General features: G+C 31.8%; 20 protein-coding genes. All 20 read left to right on the forward strand.

Going from position 1 to position 23,742, the window contains the following annotated elements:
• Window positions 1–66: 66 nt before the first annotated feature.
• Window positions 67–825, forward strand: coding sequence for a transposase (locus tag BUB36_RS15000; RefSeq protein WP_073152052.1), 759 nt, complete (start codon window positions 67–69; stop codon window positions 823–825).
• A gap of 104 nt (window positions 826–929) precedes the next feature.
• A complete protein-coding gene (locus tag BUB36_RS15005) occupies window positions 930–1,940 on the forward strand; it encodes a sugar-binding protein (RefSeq protein WP_073152055.1) in 1,011 nt (336 codons plus the stop codon).
• Between the two features lie 11 nt (window positions 1,941–1,951).
• Window positions 1,952–3,478 carry a sensor histidine kinase gene (locus BUB36_RS15010; protein WP_073152058.1) on the forward strand — a complete coding sequence of 509 codons (1,527 nt, stop codon included), beginning with the start codon at window positions 1,952–1,954 and terminating at the stop codon, window positions 3,476–3,478.
• Complete coding sequence (locus tag BUB36_RS15015) at window positions 3,456–5,051, forward strand: response regulator (RefSeq protein WP_073152061.1); 1,596 nt, start codon at window positions 3,456–3,458, stop codon at window positions 5,049–5,051. The genes BUB36_RS15010 and BUB36_RS15015 overlap by 23 nt, the downstream gene beginning before the upstream one ends.
• 26 nt (window positions 5,052–5,077) lie before the next feature.
• On the forward strand, window positions 5,078–6,157 hold the full coding sequence (locus BUB36_RS15020) for a sugar ABC transporter substrate-binding protein (protein ID WP_073152064.1): 1,080 nt from the start codon (window positions 5,078–5,080) through the stop codon (window positions 6,155–6,157).
• Between the two features lie 316 nt (window positions 6,158–6,473).
• Window positions 6,474–7,511 (forward strand): sugar ABC transporter substrate-binding protein, encoded by a 1,038-nt coding sequence (locus tag BUB36_RS15025; protein ID WP_073152066.1) that lies wholly within the window; start codon window positions 6,474–6,476, stop codon window positions 7,509–7,511.
• A 78-nt stretch (window positions 7,512–7,589) separates the two neighbouring features.
• Entirely contained in the window at window positions 7,590–9,140 is a 1,551-nt protein-coding gene (locus BUB36_RS15030) for a xylose ABC transporter ATP-binding protein (protein WP_073152069.1), read from the forward strand.
• 64 nt (window positions 9,141–9,204) lie between these two features.
• The gene (locus BUB36_RS15035) at window positions 9,205–10,416 is read left to right on the forward strand and encodes a sugar ABC transporter permease (RefSeq protein ID WP_242655860.1); all 1,212 of its coding nucleotides are present in this window, start codon (window positions 9,205–9,207) and stop codon (window positions 10,414–10,416) included.
• 407 nt (window positions 10,417–10,823) lie between these two features.
• Window positions 10,824–11,765, forward strand: a complete 942-nt coding sequence (locus BUB36_RS15040) for an N-acetylglucosamine kinase (RefSeq protein ID WP_084112063.1) — start codon at window positions 10,824–10,826, stop codon at window positions 11,763–11,765.
• 75 nt (window positions 11,766–11,840) lie between these two features.
• On the forward strand, window positions 11,841–12,596 hold the full coding sequence (gene nagB / locus BUB36_RS15045) for a glucosamine-6-phosphate deaminase (RefSeq protein ID WP_073152072.1): 756 nt from the start codon (window positions 11,841–11,843) through the stop codon (window positions 12,594–12,596).
• Between the two features lie 565 nt (window positions 12,597–13,161).
• Entirely contained in the window at window positions 13,162–13,851 is a 690-nt protein-coding gene (locus tag BUB36_RS15050) for a FadR/GntR family transcriptional regulator (protein ID WP_073152074.1), read from the forward strand.
• A 17-nt stretch (window positions 13,852–13,868) separates the two neighbouring features.
• Window positions 13,869–15,224: an acyclic terpene utilization AtuA family protein gene (locus BUB36_RS15055; protein WP_073152077.1), complete on the forward strand. Its 1,356-nt coding sequence runs from the start codon at window positions 13,869–13,871 to the stop codon at window positions 15,222–15,224.
• 2 nt (window positions 15,225–15,226) lie between these two features.
• Window positions 15,227–15,541: a DUF4387 domain-containing protein gene (locus BUB36_RS15060; protein ID WP_073152080.1), complete on the forward strand. Its 315-nt coding sequence runs from the start codon at window positions 15,227–15,229 to the stop codon at window positions 15,539–15,541.
• A gap of 59 nt (window positions 15,542–15,600) precedes the next feature.
• Window positions 15,601–16,485 (forward strand): ribokinase, encoded by an 885-nt coding sequence (gene rbsK, locus BUB36_RS15065; RefSeq protein ID WP_073152083.1) that lies wholly within the window; start codon window positions 15,601–15,603, stop codon window positions 16,483–16,485.
• Window positions 16,486–16,578: 93 nt separating this feature from the next.
• A complete protein-coding gene (locus BUB36_RS15070) occupies window positions 16,579–17,508 on the forward strand; it encodes an ABC transporter permease (protein WP_073152086.1) in 930 nt (309 codons plus the stop codon).
• Between the two features lie 15 nt (window positions 17,509–17,523).
• Window positions 17,524–18,411 carry a carbohydrate ABC transporter permease gene (locus BUB36_RS15075; RefSeq protein ID WP_073152089.1) on the forward strand — a complete coding sequence of 296 codons (888 nt, stop codon included), beginning with the start codon at window positions 17,524–17,526 and terminating at the stop codon, window positions 18,409–18,411.
• A gap of 22 nt (window positions 18,412–18,433) precedes the next feature.
• A complete protein-coding gene (locus tag BUB36_RS15080; protein ID WP_073152092.1) occupies window positions 18,434–19,948 on the forward strand; it encodes an extracellular solute-binding protein in 1,515 nt (504 codons plus the stop codon).
• A 16-nt stretch (window positions 19,949–19,964) separates the two neighbouring features.
• Window positions 19,965–21,131: an ADP-ribosylglycohydrolase family protein gene (locus tag BUB36_RS15085; RefSeq protein WP_073152095.1), complete on the forward strand. Its 1,167-nt coding sequence runs from the start codon at window positions 19,965–19,967 to the stop codon at window positions 21,129–21,131.
• 16 nt (window positions 21,132–21,147) lie between these two features.
• The gene (locus BUB36_RS15090; protein ID WP_073152098.1) at window positions 21,148–23,256 is read left to right on the forward strand and encodes an ADP-ribosylglycohydrolase family protein; all 2,109 of its coding nucleotides are present in this window, start codon (window positions 21,148–21,150) and stop codon (window positions 23,254–23,256) included.
• 234 nt (window positions 23,257–23,490) lie between these two features.
• On the forward strand, window positions 23,491–23,742 hold a 252-nt coding region (locus BUB36_RS19795), incomplete at its 3' end, for a hypothetical protein (RefSeq protein ID WP_330390512.1).

A 23,742-nucleotide genomic window follows, 5' to 3' on the forward strand; every position in this document is an offset into this window, starting at 1 on the left:
AATGACAAAGGGACGTTTCGGTTGACACGTTAAAAATAATGGTATAAAATTAAAATGGTGATGAAAATGGCAAGAAAAAGAAGAGAAAGAAGTAAAACAGGGATATATCATATTATGTTAAGAGGCATAGATGGACGAAATATATTCATAGATAATGAAGATAGAGAAAAATTCATAGAGGCTTTATTCAATGCAAAAGAAAAAGGACAGTTTTTATTATATGGATATTGCTTAATGGATAATCATGTTCATTTATTAATTAAAGAGGGGGAAGAAGTAGGAGCCAGTATAAAAAGGATGACAGTAAGCTATGTGCAGTGGCATAATAATAAATATGGAAGGACAGGGCACTTGTTTCAAAATAGATTTAAAAGCGAAGTGGTAGAAAGTGAATCTTATTTATTGGCAGTACTTAGATATATTCATCAAAATCCAGTGCAGGCAAAAATAGTAAGAAAACCATCAGAGTATAAATGGAGTAGTTATAATAAATATATTAACAGATATAATGGAAAGAAAGAGGCTTTAGATACAGCTATAGTTGATGGATACTTTAAAAATAGGAGTGAATACGAGTTTTATATGACTCAATTAAATAACGATAAATGTCTAGAATATGAAAATAAGAAAAAATATACAGATATAGAGTTGAAAGACAAGCTGAGAAGACAATTTAATAATATTGATGAAATTAATAACCTTAATATACTTGAGAGAGATAGATTAATATTAGAAATTAGAAAATCGACAGGAGCAAGTATAAGGCAACTAAGTAGGGTATTGGGGTTAGGACGTGGAATTATTGAAAAAGCTATAAAGTTATAAAACTATGACAGACGAAACGTCCCCGTGTCAGATGCGTCCCCGTGTCAGACGAAACGTCCCCGTGTCATCTCTAAGATATATGTTTAGAAGGATGTTGATATTTAATGAAGGAATTTAATAAACGTCATTTTTCTATTATGAAAAAGATTATTATAATATTGCTGATTCTTATAGTAGCTATAAGTATTAATCTTTATAGGCTTAAGAAAAAGAGCAAGATTCCAGTAACTAAAAATCCAAAATACCATTTTTTTATGATTGCAAAAAACTCCGTGGATCCCTTTTGGAAGTCTGTTAAACAAGGGGCTGAAAAGGCAGCTAAAGATTTTAATATAGCTATAGAGTTTTATGCACCTAGATTTAATAATCCTGAGGAAGAGCAAAAATACCTAGATATTGCAATACTTTCAAATGTAGATGGAATAATAGCTCATTCAAACAATACATCTGAATTTGATAGGCTTATTAATAAAGCATATGTGAAAGGGATTCCAGTAGTTAGTATAGAAAATGATGCTCCTAAAAGTAATAGGAAAGCCTTTGTGGGTACAAATAGTTTTGTATTGGGACAAGAAGCTGCTAAGCTTATGATAGAAGCCACTGGTGGAATAGCAAATATAGGAATTATAGTGAGCAATGGCTATAATTTGAGTTCTGAAGAAAGACAAAGTATGGAGATAAATGGTTTTCTAAGTACTATCAAGAATTATTCAAATATGAAATTAGTAAAGATATATAAATCAGAGATGGGTATATTAGGAGCTGAAGAAATTACACAGAAAATCATTGATAATAATGAGAAAATAGATGCAATATATACAACTAATTCAATTGACACCTTAGGTTCAGCCCAAATCATCGTCGAAAATAACAAAGTTGGAGATATAGTAATGGTTGGATATGGGGATACTGAGAAGATTTTAAGATACATAAAAAATGGAATAATCTATGGCACGGTTATGAGTTATCCCTTTGAAATGGGATATGAAAGTGTTAAAGCTTTGGTAAATATTAAAGAAAAAAACAATACTTCAAATTTTATAGATACAGGTGTAAAGGTGATTACTCGAGAAAATGTTGATGAATACCACAAAAATACTAGGGTATTGGAATAGTTGGTGAATATATGAGTAAAAATTTCTTTTATTTTTCTGGGATTAGGAAAAAGCTGATTATTTATTTCATTATATTAACACTAATTATTGCATCTGTTAGTTTTTTTTCATACAGCAATACAAAAGCCACCTTAGCAAGATTAAAACTTATTATTACCGATTATGTTTATCTAAATAATCTAAACAATGATGTTAGCTCTCTGACTATTGAATTAGAAGAATATCTTACTATAAAGTCCTCTAATGCTCTTTTGAATTATTATACAATATATAATCGACTTAAGGAAAAGTCTGAGGCTATCTCAAGAGAAATTGTATATGATTGTGAATATATTATGATGAAGGATATTGCATATATGATAGAAGAATTTCTTGTGGAGGCAGACAATGCAATACAAGCCAAAAGGGGTAGACAGGAAGAGGTATACATAGCTCATTTTACTAGAGCCAATGAAATAGCTGACTATATAAAGCATTACATTAATAGGCTTTTAAATAATAAGCTCCAAAGGGTTTCAGTTAACTATGAAGAGCTTAATAATAATACTATCTATATAAATTATATTAACCTAGTTTTAATATTTATTTCTATAATTATCAGTATTTCTCTTGCAATTTTATTTACATATAGATTAACAAAACCAATAATAAAGCTAGCACATTCAGCTGAAAGGGTTTCGCAGGGAGATTTTGATATTGAACCTGTAGAAATTGAAGCTACTGATGAGATAAATGTTTTAGCCATTGCATTCAATAAAATGATTAATAATATAAGAAAGTATATATATGAAATAAAAAAACAAGCACAGATTGAAAAAAAGCTTAAGGAACAAGAACTATTAAATTTTAAAATCAAGAGTCTACTTAAGGACATGGAATTAAAGTCCTTACAATCCCAAATAAATCCTCATTTTCTTTTCAATACTTTAAATACAGCCAGTCAACTTGCAATGATTGAAGGAGCTGAAAAGTCTTCGGAATTTATTGAAAATATAGCCCAGCTTCTAAGATATAATCTAAGAAAACTTGATAAACCAGTGACTTTGCAGGAAGAAATAAATAATGTTAAGAATTACATGAACATCTTAAAAACAAGATTTGGAAATAGAATAGAATTTTATAGTCAAATTGATGAAAGGGCAGTTGATGTTAAGATTCCCTGTACTATAATTCAGCCAATAGTTGAAAACGCATATATTCATGGGCTTGAAGATTTAGAGAGAAAAGGAGAGATTCATCTTAATATCAATATAGTGCAAGATAAGATTTTAATTGAAATTACTGATAATGGAAAGGGAATGGATGAAGATAAGATTAAATCGATTATTTTTTCTGAAAACAGTATAGATTTAGCTGAAAGACATGTAAATGGAATAGGAATAAATAATGTTATTGATAGGCTTAGAATTTTCTATAACATTTCGGATATAAAGGATGTAATAGATATAAAAAGTCAAATAGGGCATGGGACTACAATCATTATTAAAATACCTTTTAATAAAGAGGTGATGGCAAATGATAAAGCTATTAATTGTTGATGACGAGTATATAGTTTTGGAAGGAATAAAATTTATTGTTGATAAATATGTATCTGATGTGGAAGTCATAGGAACAGCTCAGACGGGAAGAGAAGCAATAGAAAAAGCTATGGAGTTTAAGCCAGATATTATATTTATGGATATTCGAATGCCAGGAATTCATGGGATTGAAGCAGTTAGACAAATAAAAGAAAGGATTAATAATATTTATGTTGTAATAATTTCTGCATATGAGCATTTTAGTTATGCAAAGGAGGCAGTAAATTTAGGGGTTTGCGAATATCTTTTAAAGCCTATAAGTAAAAATAAAGTCATTGATGTATTGAATAAATTAAAGAGAGAGATATTAGATAAAAGAAAAGCTATGCAGAGAGAGATTGTTCTAATGGAAAGAATAAATAAGATTATTCCTCACATGGAGAATCAACTAATATATTCCCTTTTGTTTGGAAGCATGGAATTAAAGGATATAGAATTTTACGAAGAAATTTTTGAAATGAAGATTAATCATGGTTATGTCATGATAGGAAAAATCATAGAAACTGAAAATCAAAATAAAGAAGGTAGCCTCAAAAACAGTATACTCAAACAGGAATTTTATGAGCTTTTTTCTTCCCAGCTTAAAGATATGGTACCATGTCTAATAGGTGCATCTTTGATTGATAGGATAGTAGCATATATTCCTATAGATAAAGAAAAAGATTCATATGATGCTAGAAATAATGCTATTTATATTGCTGAAAGAATTTCTGAGAAAATATATGAAAAAATTAAGATTAGCTATAAAATTGGATTAGGAAAAGATTATGATATCGAGGATTTTACAAAATCATACAATGAAGCACAAGCTTCTTTATTAATTCCAAGTGAAGAAATCATTACTCATTTTGAAGATATAGCACCTATGTTTAAAAATAATTATTCATATCCTGTTGTTATGGAAAAAAGATTATCCCATAATATATTGATTGGGGATGTTGATGGTTCAAAAGAAATCTTTGAAGATATTTTTAATTCTATAATATTACTTTACGGTAGAGATATAGTTAAGGTGAAGTCAAAGCTTGTAGAGCTTTTTTCTGTATTAATGAGAGAGATTCCATATAATTATGAGGAAAATGATTTCATGACACAGAATTTCTTAATGAATATATTTAAAATAAAAAATATAGAAGAACTTAGGTTATGTTTTATAGATTTTTTAAATAGTTTTATTAGAGCCATAGCATTATCTAGAGAAAAAGAAATGGACGGATTGATTACTAAGGCTGTTGATTATATTAAAGAAAACTATGCAAAGGATATCAGTTTAGATGATGTGGCAAGGGAAATAAATATGAGCTATCATTATTTTAGTAAATTTTTTAAGGATTCATTAGGGAGAAGCTTTATAGATTATCTTACTCAGCTACGGATTGATAAATCAAAGGAGTTTTTAAATGACAGAAGTATGAGCATCAAAGAAATTTCCTATAAAATTGGGTATAATGATCCAAATTATTTTAGTAGAATATTTAAAAAAATAACAGGTATAACACCGTCAGAATATAGGATAAATAATAAGATGAATTGAGTCTTGTCCTAAGGGGGGATAAGAAAGTGAACTATAAAAAATATTTCTATATAATAACGATTATAGTACTTAGTATTATTTTAGCTATACTAATCTTTTATACAGTAAAAATATTAAATTTAGATACATTTACGGGGAATAGTAATGATGAGCATATAAAAGTAGAAGACAATAAAATAAAAATTGGTTTTTCTATTGGAACACTGAAGGAAGAAAGATGGATTAAGGATAGAGATATCTTAATGGCAAAGATGAGAGAATTAGGAGCGGATATAATAGTACAGAATGCAAATAATGATGATGAAGATCAGCTACAGCAGGTAAAGCATTTGTTATCCCAAGATATAGATGTGCTTATAATAGTACCAAATGACATTAACAAGGCGGCATCTGCAGTAGAACTTGCTAAAAGACAAGGAGTAAAGGTTATATCATATGATAGACTAGTTTTAAATTCTGATATTGATTTGTATGTATCCTTTGATAGTAGAAGGACTGGTGAATTAATGGCTGAATATGTTTTAAGTGAAATAAATAAAGGAAATATTCTTATTATTAATGGTGCTAAGAATGATAACACTACTAAAATAATAAAAGAAGGCTATGATAAGGTGCTTAAAAACAAAATAGAAAGCGGAAAAATTAAAATAATCGCTGAAGAGTGGTCTATAAACTGGATGAAGGAACATGCCTTTAAAGTAACCCATGATTTCCTTTCCAAGGGGGAAAAAATTGATGCAATTATATGTGGAAATGATAGCTTGGCAGGTGGAGCAATAGAGGCCTTATCCGAGTATAGAATGGCTGGAAAGGTTGTTGTAGTAGGTCAAGATGCAGATTTAGCAGCATGTCAAAGAATTGTAGAGGGAACGCAGCTTATGACAGTTTACGGACCTGTAGAAAAATTAGCAGAAGCTGCAGCAGAAATGTCTATTAAGCTTGCATATGGAGAAAAAATAAAGCTTGAAGATAGTATTTTTAATGGTAAACGTAATATTCCGCAATTGATTATTGAATCAATTGCTGTGAATAAGACTAATATAGATGATACGGTTATAAAAGACGGATTTCATCTAAGGGATGAGATTTACAGAAAATCCAAATAGGATATATTATCCAGTAGCATATATATGTTGCTGGATTTTTTTATGTCAAAAAAATCCTAGCTACTATTCACAAAAATTTATTTTAGACAAAATCCTATTGCAAATCATAAAAACCTCTAGAGGCAAATATCAGAGAAAAATCGAATAATAAACACAGAGATGAAAGTAGAAAACGTTTTTAATTTAATTACTTTATATTATGGCTTTATTTGCAAAAGAAAATTTTTATAGGATTTTAATTGATATAAAATTATATATTACGATTAATAATTTTATATCAGTCAAAATAAAAAATAAAAATTAGGAGGATTGATTTATGAAATTAAAAAAAGTAGTATCAATGTTATTGGCTTTTGCTTTGCTAATATCAGTTTTTACTGGATGCAAGGCCCAAACAGAACAAGCAAGTGAAGAACAGTCAAGCAAAAAGATAAGAGTTGGATTATCTTTACCTACTCAAAGAGAAGAAAGATGGGTAAAGGATAAGGAAACTATGGAGAAGGTTGCTAAAGAAAAAGGAATTGAACTTATAGTTAAGGTAGCAGATGCAAATATGAATGAACAAATTACTCAAGTAGAATCATTATTATCTCAGGACATAGATGTTTTAATTTTAGCACCCCATGATGCATCTGCAGCAGCATCATTAGTTGAAAAGGCAAAGAAAGAAGGAGTTGCAGTAATAGCTTATGATCGTCTAATTACTAACACTGATAAACTGGATTTATACTTAACCTTTGATAGTATAAGAGTTGGTGAGATGCAAGGTGAATATTTGACTAAACTGGTTCCAGAAGGAAACTATATTATATTAGCTGGAGCACCAACGGATCATTGTGCAACTTTATATAAAAAGGGTGCCATGAACGTAATTCAACCATTAATAGATAAGGGTAAGATTAAAGTTATAGCTGAACAAGCAGTGGAAAATTGGTTACCAGAAAATGCACTTAAGATAGTAGAAGCGGCATTAGCAGCTAATAATAATGAGGTTGATGCAATTCTAGCTCCAAATGACGGTACAGCAGGAGCAGCTATTCAAGCTTTAAGTGCTCAAGGACTAGCAGGAAAGGTTCCGATAACAGGACAAGATGCTGAAAAAGCTGCTGCTAAAAGAATACTCGAAGGTACACAATCAATGACAATCTTTAATGATACAAGAGAATTAGGAAAAGCTGCTGTAGAGGCTGCTATTAAATTAGCAAAGGGAGAAAAACCTGTGGTTAATGGCGAAACTGATAATGGTACAATTTCAGTACCTTCTATATTAGTAGATGCAAAGGTAGTGGATAAGAATAATTTACAGGAAGTATTAGTTGATAGTGGATATATCTCAGCAGATGATTTGAAATAATGGTATCTATCTAATAACTTGTTTGAGGAATAGCTGAAAAAGTTATTCCTCTCTCTTTAAGAAAGGGGCAAGGCTTTTATGAGTGAATATATATTAAAGATGCAGGATATAGTGAAGGAATTTCCTGGTGTTAGAGCCTTAGATGGTGTAGATTTTAAAGTTAAAAAGGGAGAAATACACGGACTTGTTGGAGAAAATGGAGCTGGTAAATCAACGCTTATGAAAATACTAAGTGGGGTATATCCATATGGCACATATGAAGGTAAAATCATTATAAATGAGCAGAAACAAAAATTTACAAGAACAAAGGATAGTGAAAATGCGGGTATAGGCATAATATATCAAGAGTTGACCCTTGTTAAACAAATGAATATTTGTGAGAACATATATTTGGGAAATGAGTTTAATAAGGCGGGAATAATAGATTGGAATAAAGCCATGGATTGCACAAAGAGGCTGCTAAAAGAAGTAGGTTTAACCGAAAGTCCTGATACAAAAATTGCTAACCTAGGAATTGGGAAGCAGCAATTAGTGGAAATTGCAAAAGCACTTTCAAAGGATATAAAAATATTGATACTAGATGAACCAACAGCAGCTCTTAATGAAGATGATAGTGAAAATTTACTTAAAATAATTAAAGGATTAAAGGAAAGGGGAATAAGTTGTATATATATTTCCCATAAGCTTAAGGAAGTAAAAAGTATTGCTGACACCATAACTATTTTAAGGGATGGAAAAACTATAGATACCTATGAGAATGATGAGAGTGTTACGGAAGACAAAATAATAACGGGAATGGTTGGGAGAGAACTAACACAGCTTTTCCCAAGAAAAGAACATAATCCAAAGGAAACTGTCTTAGAAGTTAAAAACTTTACAGTATATAATCCAGAAATTCCTGATAGGAAAGTGATAGACAATGTAAGCTTTAGGGCCAGAAAAGGTGAAATACTTGGCATTGCAGGATTGATGGGTTCTGGAAGAACAGAGCTAGCTATGAGTTTATTTGGAGCATATGGAATAAAAAAATCTGGACAGATACTTATTGATGGGAAGAAAACAACTATAAAGGGACCAAGGGATTCAATACAAAACGGTTTATGCTATTTATCAGAGGATCGTAAAAAAAATGGGCTAGTACTTATGATGGATATAAAGGAAAATATAACCCTTGCTAGTTTAGATATAATATCGGATTTTAGAGGGATAAATGAGAATGAAGAAATAAAGATCTCGAATCATTATGTAGATGCCTTAAATATAAGAACACCGTCTATAGAACAGAAGGTAAGGAATTTGAGTGGAGGTAATCAACAAAAGGTGGTTATATCTAAATGGCTTATGGCAGCACCCAAGGTATTAATATTAGATGAACCAACAAGGGGGATAGATGTAGGTGCCAAATATGAGATCTATAATATAATGAATGACCTAGTAGACAAGGGAGTTAGTATAATAATGATTTCCTCGGAATTACCAGAGATATTAGGCATGAGTGACAGAATAATGGTGATGCATGAAGGGAAAATTACTGCTGAGCTTGATTGGAAAGAAGCAGATCAAGAAAAAGTTATGTATTATGCAACTGGTGGTGAAGATTTAGATTTTATTTCAGAACATTTAACATAGTAATGACTTACTAAGGGTCTTAAAGACTTAAGTTTTTTATGCTAAATCAAGGGAGGAGAAAGCTGTGACAGATAGGGTAAAAACTAAGAATGAGCAAAATGCAGTTGAAATAATAAAGCTCTCATTTAAAAATAATGTAAGACAATATACGATGTTTATAGCATTGATAGGAATAATGCTTATTTTTTCACTTTTAAGTGATGTGTTTTTGACTCCAAGAAACTTATCAACACTATTTTTACAAACATCTCATATAGCTGTATTATCCTGTGGTGTTGTTTTAGTTATTGTTGCAGGACATATTGACTTGTCTATTGGTGCTGTTGTAGGATTGACTGGAGCTATAGTTGCTATATTGCAGTCCCATTTTGGGCTAGGAATCATACCATCAATATTTATTACTATTGCTATAGGAGCATTGATAGGTGTATGGCAGGGATATTGGGTGGCATATAGAGATGTACCAGCCTTTATTGTTACTTTGTCAGGAATGATGGTTTTTAATGGATTATTACTTGGAGTAACCAAGGGTGAAACTATAGCTACAAGTAGTGCATTTAATAGAATTGGTCAAGATTATATACCAACATTATTTCTTGAAAATTCGGCAAAGGATTTAGTTCCCCATGATACCACTGTTATAATCCTTGTACTGGTAGCTGTAGGATATCTATTTATGGAATTTAGAAAAAGAAAAGAGAGGAAGAATTATAACTTTGATGTTCTTCCAAAATCATTATTTATTCTAAAAGTGGTATTGATTCTAATATTAATATCAACTATATTTTTTATCATGGCACTATATCTTGGTATACCATATTCCATAATAATACTTATGATAATAGCAAGTTTATATACATTTTTAACAACAAAAACTACATTTGGACGACATGTATACGCCATTGGTGGTAATAAAGAAGCGGCAAAACTATCGGGAATAAATATTAGGAAAAGAACATTGTGGATATTTATATCATCTGGAGTATTGGGTTCCATAGGTGGTATATTATATACTGCTAGGGTGGGTTCTGCGGCAGCATCGGCAGGACATGGAATGGAGCTGGATGTTATTGCTTCAGCAATTATTGGTGGTACTAGTACCCTAGGAGGAGAAGGAACAATAATTGGAGCAATTATTGGGGCTTTAGTTATGGCGACCCTAAACAATGGGATGCTTCTATTAGATGTAGGTACAACACAAAGATTAATAGTTAGAGGTCTTGTATTATTGGTGGCAGTATGGGTTGATATAGTATCTCGTAAAAAAAATTCATAAGCTAGGAAATATTAAAATTTCTGCGATAGTAGCTAGCACAATAAGTTAAATTAATATTTAAGTAGATTCTGAGAATCCTATTCCCCCTCAGAAATTAAAGGAAATCTCAGAGTCTATCTTTATTCAAAAAAATTAAGATTAGAACCGAATTTTGTTATTATATAGAAACTCAAACTTGTCTATAAGAAATTGTATATTTTAATTTAATAGGTTCAAGTAATAGAGAATAAATGGAAATTATCACTAGTGAATTTTTAAAATTATAAATTAAAGCTTTTTAAACCTAAAAGAATGACCTTGAAATTTGTACTATGGAACTTAGAAGTAAAACATGTTGTCAGACACCTTTATTTATATAAAGACAAGAGCAGAGCTAAATTATTTACTAGTAATATAAGGGGGCATAAATGGTGGATTATATTCTAGCAGTTGATGGTGGTGGTAGTAAAACTGCTTTTTGTATAGCTGATGTAGAAAAGAAAAATAAGGTCTATTTTTATACAGGAAGCACAAGTTTTAAATCAGTAGGGATTAAAGAAGCACAGAAAAATTTAGAGCTTGGACTTGGAAAAATCCAGAGAAATATGGATATTACCTTTGATAAGATAAAATATTCAGTATTTGGTCTATCAGGAATAGATTGTGATAAAGATTATGAGATTTTAGCTAGAGTTATAATGAAAGCAGGAGTAAAGGAGAATTTTTATTTGTGTAATGACTCAGAATTGGCATTATATGCAGCTTCAGATATTCCAGGAATAATCGTTATTGCTGGGACGGGATCTATTGTATTAGGCATAAACTCAGAAGGAAAAAAAATTAGAATAGGTGGATGGAGCTATGATTTTAGTGATTTAGGCTCAGGGTTTTGGATTGGAAAAGAGATTTTAAAATATACAGTACTATATTGTGATGGTTGTTATTCATATCATCCAATATTTAGTAGAATATTATCCTACTATAATATTGACAAATTTAAAGCATTACCAGTATTTTTAACAGGAAGAAAAAATAATTATCCAGAAATAGCTTCTCTTGCCAGATTGGTAATAGAAGGAGGAAAAAGGGAAGAAAGCTTGCCTTTAAAAATTTTAGATGAAGCAGCCTATTACTTAGCTCAGTATACATATTCAGTTTACAAGGGGCTAAGCTTAAATAACACAGATATTAATATAGTAATGTCTGGTGGGGTAATGAAAAATCAAGTGGTTATGGAAAGATTTAAAATTAAATTAACTGACAAGATAGGCTCACAAGATAAAATATCTTTTATTACTGTAGATAAGGAACCTGTAGATGGAGGAATAGTTATGGCACAGAAGATTTTGCATAATGGAATGATTCACTGATATTATCAAAATTTATTATAAATATGTATAGTGTAGCTAAAAGTCTAATCAAAAATATGAATGGGGCAATAATATATGAGGATTATTTGTATAGATAATTATGAAGATATGAGTAGAAAAGCTGCCCATATTGTGTCAAGTCAACTGATCTTAAAACCTAATAGTGTTTTAGGTTTAGCCACGGGTTCAACACCATTAGGTATGTATAAACAGTTAATAAAATCCTATAATGATGGGCTTATAGATTTTCAAAAAGTTACAACATTTAACTTAGATGAGTACTATGGACTAGATAGAAAAAATCAACAAAGTTATTTTTACTACATGTATGAGAATTTATTTAAACATATAAATATTGATATAAAGCGAGTTAATATTCCTAATGGAATGGCTAAAGATATAGAAAAAGAGTGTTTAGACTATGAGAAAAGTATACGGAATTGTGGAGGTATAGATTTACAAGTTTTAGGGATAGGGAGGAATGGGCATATAGGATTTAATGAACCAGATATAAGATTTGAAGCACTTACCCACATGGTTAAGCTAGATAAACAGACCATAGAAGATAATTCAAGGTTTTTTAATTCCATAGAAAAAGTACCTACTAAGGCAATAAGCATGGGAATAAAGACTATAATGCATGCTAAAAAAGTAATTCTCTTAGCCAGTGGAAAAGAAAAGGCAGAAGCAATAGAGGAAGCTATATATGGTAAAATAACACCTAAATTACCAGCTTCAGTTTTACAGCTTCATCCAGATGTAATATTTGTAATTGATAAAGCAGCTGCTTCTAAATTAGATTTAGAAAAGCTTGATGATAGTTATTTTTAAGGGCGGAGAAATCATAGCAATATATATAAACTCCTTTAAAAACTTATGTAAAATTATAATTGTGTCATGATAAAGGAGAAAAGAGACAGTATTATTATGTGAAATTTTCTATTTCCATGACATTTTGACAAATAATCATTGCCTTTGATTTACAAGAAAATGATTACATTTCAAATGAGTTTATTTTTACTAATAAACTCAAATTTTTTTTGAAAGAAATTGCATGTTTTAATCTAAATAAATTCAAGTGATAAAGAGTAGATACAAACTATTGGAAGCAAAATTTTAAAAGCAGAAATTAAGGTTTTTAGAACTAAAAAATAACCTTAAAACTTGTAGATTAGAACATTGAACTAAAATGCACTGAAGACGCCTTTATCCTACTTAAACTGTCCAGCAGGTGTTTGAACATAAATAATTTCATCGAATCTTTTCATTTTTAACATCTGATAAATAATCTAGTAATCTTTTCCTTAAAAATCTTGTTAAAAAATAAAGTATATGGTAAACTATTATTAGTTATATTGTTAAACAATTAAACCATTATACTATGAGGTGAAAAGCTATGGCTTTTAAAAAAGTACAATCTGAAAGGCTATCGGATAAAGTTGTAAATCAGATTTTAAATTTAATAGAGCGTGGAGAATTAAAACCAGGAGATAAACTACCATCAGAAACTGAGTTTGCTAAGCAATTAGGTATTAGTAGAGGAATACTCAGAGAAGCCCTTACGATTTTACAAAGTAAGGGATATGTTAGTAGAAAACCAAAGGACGGAACATATATTAGGGAATTTTTTGAGAAAAAGGATTTTCAAGATTCCATATTAGAAGCATTTCAAAAAGCATCGTATTTAGACCTTCTAGAGGTGAGGGAAACATTAGAAAGAAAGATAGTTGAATTAGTTATCAAGAGAAGCAGCGATGAAGAGCTAGAGGAAATTGAACAAAGTTTAGTTCAGGATGTAGATGATTTTAATATTGTGGCCGATCAAGCTTTCCATCAAAAGATTGCTTCACTTACGAAAAATACTATATTAACTAATTTCATGTATGTATATTACGACATGATCCATGATTTAGCCAACAAAACATTAAAAAGTGAAGATCGTAGAAAACAGCTTATGAAAGAGCATACAGATATTCTAAAGGCTATAAAGGAAAGGGATATCGAAAAAGCACAAGCTTGCATGAGCTATCATTTAGGCAAGGTAAAGCAGTCTGTAAACAGCTTGAAAATAGATTTTGATAATTAAATTTGGAGTTGATAAAATTGTTAGAATGTAGAATATTATCTCCATGTGGAATTCTAGGATATGGATATCCAATGGAATCCTTTCTTGAGGGAATAAAGCAAGAGCCTCATGCAATAGTTGTTGATGCAGGGTCAACCGATGCGGGCCCTCATAAGTTAGGTGCAGGAATAGGTATAGTTAGTAGAATGGCTGTGAAGAAAGATTTAGAACCAATGCTTATCTATGGCATAAAAAAGGATATTCCTATAATAATAGGGTCGGCTGGTGGAGCTGGAGCTAAACCCCATGTAGAGTGGACATTGAAAATTGTCAAAGAAATATTACAAGAAAATGACATAGAGGAAGAAATTGCGGTTATTTGGTCAGATATACCAAAACAAAGAGTCAAGGAAGGATTAAAGAATAATATAATAATTCCCCTTGATAATACCAGCAAATTAACTGAAGAGATTATAGATGATACCAATGGTATAGTTGGACAAATGGGGGTAGAGCCTATTTTAGAAGTGTTAAAAAGAGGAGTTAAGATAATTATTTGCGGAAGAGCATACGATCCTGCGCCCTTTGCAGCAGTTGGCATATACAATGGCTTTAAACCTGCACTTTCCTATCATTTAGGAAAAATATTGGAATGTGGGGCATTATCTGCTGAGCCTGGAACAACAAAGGACTGTATTTTAGGTATTCTTAGGGAAAATGATTTTTTAGTTAAGCCTTTAAATAAAGAGAGGAAATGTTCTCCAATTAGTGTAGCAGCCCATACCTTTTATGAAAAGGATCATCCCTATATACTTCTTGGACCTGGTATTCGTTTGGATTTGTCAAAATGCTCCTTTGACCAATATGAAAATGGAGTTGTAAGGGTTTCGGGAAGTGAAATAGATTATACCGATCCCTATTACATAAAAATGGAGGGTGCTAGGAAGGTAGCCTTTAGAACCTTTGTGATAGCAGGGATTAGAGATCCTCTTATGATAGAGAAAATCGACAAGATAGAAGAGGATATTTTAAAGCAAGTAGAAGCATATTTTAAAGAAATACCAAAATCAGATTATAAAATAAATTTCTATAATTATGGAAAGAACGGAGTAATGGGTGAAAAGGAGCCAGAAAGATTTAGGGGATATGAAATAGGTTTGCTTATGGAGGTCTTGGCTAAGGATCAAGAGTTAGCAAATACAATATGTGCAGCCCTTCGTTCAACATTATTACATTACCCATATGAAGGAAGAAAATCTACTGCTGGAAATTTAGCGTTTCCATTTGCACCAAGCGATGTTGAATTTGGTGCGGTTTATGAATTTTCTGTATACCATTTAATCGAAGTAAAGGATGGATTAGAGCTATTTAGAATTGAGTACCTAGGAGGATAGCAATGGAGAATACCTTATATGAACTTGCTAAAGTAATAAGAAGTAAAAACTCAGGACCCTTTAAAATAACCCTTGACATACTATTTGATGAAAAGAGTAAATATGAAAGAGTTAAGAACTCTGGAGTTTTAACAAAAGAAATTATATCTAAACTTTATAATATTCCTAAAACCAGTATCACAGGCTTAATATTTTTTGATCAAGCCTTAGGGATAAAAATAACTTTCTTAAGGGATATATCATCGGGAACCATTGGAGACAGGGATGTATATGGAGCACAGCAGCATGCTCCTCTTATGGAAATATTAATTCCGTAGAAAAACACAAGAATTTTGTTAAGGCATTATTATAAATTTAGATAAAGTAGGTGAAAGGAATGAAGTCTAAAATAGTTGTTGTCGGGAGCATAAATGCTGACTTAGTAGCAGTATCAAGCAAAAGACCAGGACCAGGAGAGACAGTGTTAGGAGAGGATTTCTTTATGGTACCTGGAGGAAAGGGTGCTAATCAAGCAGTGGCTATATCAAGACTGGGAGCAAAGGTTGATATGGTGGGATGCATTGGTAATGATGCTAATGGTCAATTCTTATATGATTCACTCAAAAAAGAAGGAGTCGTTTTAGATAATATAATAAGGATTCCAGATGTATCTACTGGAACTGCAGTTATTAATTTAGCACAAGGAGAAAACAGCATAGTTGTCATACCAGGAACAAATTCTATGCTGACGCCTAAGCTTATTAAGTCTATGGAAAATGTTTTCATGGATGCTGCTATTGTTTTATTGCAGCTTGAAATACCTATTGAAACTGTTGAATACGTAGCAAAATTATGCTTTGAAAGAAAAATCCCCGTGATATTAAATCCTGCACCAGCAATGAAGCTGTCAAAGGAGTTAATAGATAATGCGTCATATATAACTCCAAATGAGCATGAATATAAAATAGTTTTTGATACAGATGAAGATATTGAAGAATTACTTAAAAGATATCCAAATAAGCTATTGATTACACAAGGGGATAAGGGAGTTGTATTTAACGATGGAAATAATGTAATTAGAGTAGATAGCATAAATGTCAAGGTGGTAGATACAACTGGAGCTGGAGATACCTTTAATGGAGCATTGGCCTATGCTTTGGCAAATGATTATGAACTTGAGCAAGCAATTCTTTTTGCAAATGTAGCCGCTGGAATATCTGTTACTAAATTAGGAGCTCAAACAGGAATGCCAAGTCTTAATGAGGTAATTAATAAGCTATAGATATGAGCTTTAATTTTTTCATCAAAACACTTTATATTTTATAGTTACATATCTCTATATAAGTGTTTCAGCAAATAAAGGGAGGACAGCTAGATGCAAAACCTTTTAAGTCCTAAGAAGAGAAATCCTAAAAGAATAATTAATAAACTGAAAGAAGACTGGATTTTATATTTACTAATTGCACCCTGTATTCTATATTTTATCCTCTTTCATTACTTTCCCCTCATTGGTATGAAGTTGGCATTTGAGGATTATAGGATTATTGGTGATAACGTTTTTGTTGGATTTAAGCATTTTAATACTTTATTTAAATCTCCAGCTTTTTTCAAGGTTCTTAAAAATACAGTTATTATCAGTACTATGAAAATACTTATTTGTTTTCCTATACCAATAGTATTGTCCCTATTAATAAATGAGATCAGGTCAAGTAAGTATAGAAAATATGTACAGTCAGTAGTATATTTACCCCATTTTCTTTCATGGGTAGTTATTGCTGGGATATGGATATCTTTATTATCTACAAGCACAGGAGCTGTAAATCAAATAATTGAAGCTTTTAATGGAACGCCTGTAGACTATATGACAAGTAAAAAGCACATAAGATGGGTTCTTGTTTTTTCTGAGATGTGGAGGAGTGCAGGTTGGGATTCTATTATTTATTTAGCAGCCATAACCAAGATAAGTTATTCGTTATACGAGGCGGCCATGGTTGAAGGAGCAAATAGATGGCAGCAGACCATTCATATTACACTACCTGAGCTGAGGGCAACAATAGTTACTGTATTTATATTGAATTTAGGCTTTTTTATGAATGCTGGATTCGATCAAGTTTACAATATGATGAATGATTCTGTCATTAGTGTTGTAGATATATTAGATACATATGTATACCGTGTTGGTTTAGCAAATGGTCAATATGCCTATGCTACAGCGGCAAGCTTATTTAAAGGTGTGATAGGTATTATACTAATTTCTTCTACACATATGATATCGAAGAAATTAACTGGCAAAGGAATATGGTAATATAGGAGGTTTCCTATGAATAAAAGAATAGGTGAAAAATTATTCTACACAGTAATTTTAGGAGTATTATTTATAGTTACTTTAACGATGCTGATACCAATATTGAATATTTTGGCATTATCATTATCAGATCCTAGTAGAATAAATGAAGTTAAAGGAATGACTATTATTCCAAAGGGCTTTTCATTAATTAATTATAGAGTATTAATGTCAAACCCTCAAGTTATGAGAAGTATTTTTAATAGTATATTCATAACAATTACTGCCACTACTATTAATATTTTATTGACAAGTATATCGGCTTATGTACTAACAAGAAAAGGATTGATTGGACGAAAATTTTTAATATCTATGCTTATAGTTATAATGGTTTTTGAACCAGGCTTGGTACCAGAATATCTAAACATTAAAAGGTTAGGGCTGATAGATAGCTATTTCTCTGTTATTTTGTATAAGGCAGTTAATGTTTACTACTTGATAATTCTTATGAGATTTTTTGAAGAGGTACCAGAATCCTTAATAGAAGCAGCAAAAATCGATGGAGCTTCACATGCCACAATTCTATTTAAAATAATGCTGCCATTAGCAAAGCCTGCAATAGCAACTGTAGGATTATTTTATACAGTATTCCATTGGAATGAATATTTTAGAGCTTCAATTTATTTAAATAGTACATCGAAATGGCCATTGCAGGTGATGCTGAGACAATTTGTTGTCCTAGATGATACTTCATCAATGCTAGGAGCAGAGAAGCTATTATCATTTAGTGATGCTGCACAGCTCAATTATAATGCTCTTCAAGCAGGAACCATTATTATTGCAATGATTCCTGTATTATTACTCTACCCTCTCATATTAAAGTATTTTACAAAAGGTACTTTTGACGGTGGAGTGAAATATTAAATATTTTAAGGAGGACTTTAAAATGAAAAAAATCTTAGCTTTGTTATTGATTATCACTTTAATGTTTTCATTAATTGGATGTGGTAAAGCCAAACAGGAGGATGCATCATCGGCAAGTGGTAATACCAGCAATACAGAAAATTCAAGTGAGAATAACAATGAAACAAAAGATGGGGAACCTGTAAAATTAAGAATTGTAATGAAGGATTTATCCCCTTCAAATCCAGGAGATGTAAAATATATAGAAGAGTTAGAAAAAGCCCTTGCAAAGAAGGATATCAATGTTAAATTTGAAATTGTGGAAACACCATCAGGAAATTATGCAGAAAAGCTAAACTTGCTATTGCTTGGGGAAGACATTCCAGATATTATATATTTCCAAGGTGGAGACAAACAAATTGCTGAACAAGGTATATTAGAAGATTTGACACCATACATAGAAAAATCTGAAATAATACAAAAAGCAATGCTACCACACAATAAGAAGAGAATGGAAAACTATCCATATTTAATATGGTTAAAGCCTATAAAAACTAAAGCACCTGTTGTAAGAAGTGATTGGTTTGAGGCAAGTAAAACAGGAAAAGCATTACTTGATAATCCAACAATAGATAACTACTATAAATTCTTAAAGGAATTAAAAGAAAAAGATTTCAGTGGAGATGGTATGCCTAAGTACGGACTTACTGTTTCTGGGAATATAATCGAGTTAGATTCTATTTTTAATCAAGCCTTTGGTATAACAGGAGCTTGGGTTAAGGATTCAGAAGGTAAGTATGTTTATGGTAAAGTAAGTGAGTTTGAAAAAGAGAAGCTAGCTTTTTACCATAAGTTATATAAAGAAGGCATTTTAGATCCTGAATATCTGACTAAAAAATGGGATACAAAGGAAAAAGCATTTTATGATAATACAGTTGGGTTGATTATTGGTTCAACAGGCAAAGTAATAGATATATATGATGGAAAAATGAAAAAAGCTAATGGGCAAGAGGCTAGCTTAACTGTACTTCCACCTGCTAAGGGTAAAGGTCAAGGATACTTACCTATTGATGTAACTAAAGAGAGTAGAGGTATTGCTATATCAGCATTATCACCAAATAAAGAATTAGCCTTTAAGGTTATTGAGTTTTTAGCAAGTGATGAAGGACAAATGCTAGATAGATTAGGCTTTGAAGGTGAGCACTATGAAGTTAAGGATGGCAAGATACATCTAACTGAGAAATCACAAGAATGGTTTGCGAAATTCTTTGAAGTACATTCTTGGGAGCCAACCAAAAAAATTGCCACTCCATTATTATCTGAGCCAGCAGTGGATTCTATGAAAAAGGCAGAAAAGTACTATGTTGAGGATACTAATTTCATGATTCCTGAAGGATTCGTTGCAAGCTGGGATGCTATGACGAATCTTTACAAGGAATACTCAGCGGATATAATTACTGGTAAAAAATCTATTGAAGAGTTTGATACATTCGTAAAGCAGTGGTATGAAGCAGGCGGAAAGGAAATTACAGAGTTTGCAAATAAATTGCTAAAATAATATTCAGGAGGATAGCATGGGTAATATAAGCTTTGAAGAAAGGGTAAAAGGAGTAGTAATTGCAACAGCATATGGAGATGCCTTGGGGGCAACAATAGAAAAGCTTTCATATGATGAAATAAAGGCAAAATACGGGAGGGTTGAAGGCTTAAATACTAAATGGTGGAAGGCTGATTGGCCTCCAGAGGAAAGACTAAATAAAATAAGGGGTAATGGAATAATAACCGATGATACCCTGATGACCTTGGCTTTGATGAACGTCTATAATAACCTTCAAAGGCATATAGATTCATATGATATGGCAGATGAATTCGTAAAGGAGATTGCCTTTAGAAAAAGATATATACCTGAATTCGATAAAGAAGCACTAATAATGGATCGCTTGTTCTATCCTGAAAAATACATTTTCATGAGACATACCCTTGCCAATTGTAATCCTAGAGAAGGCGGTATTGGGAATATGGTTAACTGCGGGGCAGCCATGTATATATCACCAATAGGTATCGTTAATGCTTGCAATCCAAAGGGAGCATACGATGAAGCCATTTTATTTGCAATAGGTCATCAATGGAGCTATGGTCTAGAAGCAGCAGGAGTTTTGGCAGCTTGCGTTGCCAAAGCCTTTGTTCCAGATGTAACGATAGATGAAGTAGTTGAGACAGCCCTATGCTTTGCCAAGGATGGTACTCGTATGGCTATAAAAGATATCTATGAAGTCGCTAATAAGTTAAAAAAGCATAAAGACAATAAAGAATTGATAGTAAGGGAATTTCATAAAGCTATTAAGAAATATTCTCCAATGGGTGACGATGTCTCCAGAAGTATAGAAAAGGTTGGTATTCCAAGTAATCATTATACTCCAAGTAGACTATTTAGTATTGAGGAGCTGCCCATTGCACTTGGATATTGTGTAATACATGAAGGAGACTTTTATGAGACCATAATCGATGGAGTAAATTCAGGAAGGGATACAGATTCCATAGGAGTTATGATAGGGGCTATATTAGGAGCAATGTATGGCAGCAGTATATTAGACAAAAATGATATATCAATATTAGAAGAAGCTAACAAAAGTAATCTAATTGAAAATGCTGATAAATTTGCTAAGACTGCAATTAATATTATTAAGAAGGATATGAACCTCAGAAAAGAAATGGAAAAGCATATTAATAGCATGATTTAGATAGGAGGGCTTGCTGATGGGGACTATACCAAATGATTATCTTGAAAAGGTATATTCTGGGATATTAGGGAAGATTATTGGAGTAAGGCTTGGTGCTCCTGTTGAACCAACCATATGGACCTATGAAAAAATCAAGTCCACATATGGAGATATAACTTCCTATATAAAGGATTATAAAAACTTTGCAGCAGATGACGATATAAATGGACCAGTATTTTTTATTCGAGCCCTCATTGATTATGCTAAAGATCGTGAGCTTGAACCAGATGATGTTGGGAAAACATGGCTTAATTATGCACGTGAGAATAAAGGTATGTTTTGGTGGGGTGGATATGGTGTAAGCACCGAGCATACAGCATATCTAAACCTAAAAAAAGGAATAAAAGCACCGAAATCGGGATCAATAGATCTTAATGGAATAATTCTTGCCGAACAAATTGGAGGACAGATATTTATTGACTCATGGGGATTAGTTTGGCCTCTCAATATTGAAAAGGCTGCAGAATATGCTGGGAAGGCTGCCAGCGTATCCCATGATAAAAATGGTATTTATGGTGCTAGGTTTATAGCAGCATGTATATCTAAAGCCTTTGAAACAGAAGATGTAATGGAAATTATTAATTCTGGTTTAGGGGTTATCCCTCATGAGTGTGAATATGCTAGAATCATCAAGTCTGTAATAGATTTTTATAATAACAATGCCGGTGATTTTAGAAAATGTAGAGACTATCTTACTGAAAATTGGGGATATGACCGATATCCTGGAGTATGTCATATTATTCCTAATGCAGGAGTATGTATTCTATCATTACTTTATGGAGAAGGGGATCTTTCTCGTACAGTTGAGATAGCTACTATGTGTGGCTGGGATACAGATTGCAATGCTGGTAATGTAGGTACAATTGTTGGTGTTGCACAAGGACTTAAAGGTATTAAAGATATATATAGAAAGCCTATAAACGATGCTGTTGTTGCTTCCAGTATTTCTGGATATCTTAATATAATTGATATTCCAACCTTTTCAAAGGAGCTTGCTGTTTTGGGCTATAGATTAGCTAAAGAAGAAGAGCCAGAATGTTTACATTTAAATAATGAGCAGATATATTTTGATTTCGATTTACCAGGTTCAACCCATGGTTTCAGATCATCAGATGAAGGTCTATTTACAATATCACATACTGATGAAATAACCTACAGTGGAAAGGGTGCTCTACAAGTTCTATTTAATAGAGTTTATAGAGGAAAATCAGCTAAAATATACTATAAACCCTATTATAGAAGAGAAGACTTTGATGATGAAAGATACAGCCCTGTATTTTCACCTCTAGTTTATCCAGGACAAAAAGTTAGCATGAAGGTTTATCTTGATAAATGGAATGGTGATGATATAGGAATTGCTACATATGTACGTGATACTGTTACAAAGGAAGATATACAGTCAGGCTATCAGATGCTTGAGAATGTTAAGTGGCATGATATTGAGTTTACTGTTCCAGATACAAAGGGTCATGCCATTGATGAGATAGGAATAATAGTAGAAAGCTTTACTAGACAAAAGAATAAAAATCTAGGAAGAATCATAATAGATGAATTCAAGGTAGAAGGCAAAGCAAAATATTCCATAGACTTTAAAAATGAAAGTATAGAATTTGGCTGTGTTACTCCATTTTCCCATAACAAAGGTGCATGGACTCTAGAAGATGGAATGATGCATGGTATGTGCGTAGATTCTGCAGAGGCCTATACGGGTAATTATTATTCAAGGGACATCCATATTGTAGCAAACATTAATCCTCAATATGGTCTTAGCCATAATTTAGCCTTTCGTGTGAAGGGTGCTATGATGGGCTACCATGTTGGATTTGATGGAGAAAATCAAGTTTCATTAATAAAAAATGATCATGGATTAAAACGACTTGCTACAATAGATTATAATTGGGAGCTAGATAAAAATTATGAATTTGAAGTAATAGCAGAAAAAAATAAGTTTGTTTTTAAAATAAATGGTGAAAAAATAATAGAATATATTGATGAGGATACTTATTTTGAATATGGTATGTTTGGATTTAGCAAATTTAGTATGGGAAGAACACGTTATGGGAAAATCTTTATAGAAGAATTGTAAATTCTATGGGACAATGGGGTCAGGGTTGAAAAGTTGAATTAAAATAAACATTAATTCAACTTTTCAACCCTGACCCTGTTTTGGGTATTGTCAAAGATTTAAACATAATCTTCAACTTAACCCATTGATTTTACTTAAAATTTATATCAAAACCTTGCCCCCTTAAAAACGGGTATAATTTTATTAGTTACACTTAGCAAAATTCCCAAGACAAAAAGAAAGGTGGCAAAGATTTTGAACACAATAATTAAATTTTTACTATTTTATATAAACCTTCAAGAGAAAATAATTTCTTATCTCTTGATGATAATTCTTGGTAAAGATTATAAAATTCCTAAAAAGGATACTCCTATAAATAAGAAATATCGTAAGCTACAAGTAGATCAAAAACCGATTTTTGAAAAGCCTCAAAGGTTCGACTACAAAAAGCTTCTAGATGATTATTTTAAAACTAATGGTAAAGAACTAAAACCTATAAAACCCCGT

The sequence above is a fragment of the Paramaledivibacter caminithermalis DSM 15212 genome (assembly GCF_900142245.1).
Classification (GTDB): domain Bacteria; phylum Bacillota; class Clostridia; order Peptostreptococcales; family Caminicellaceae; genus Paramaledivibacter; species Paramaledivibacter caminithermalis.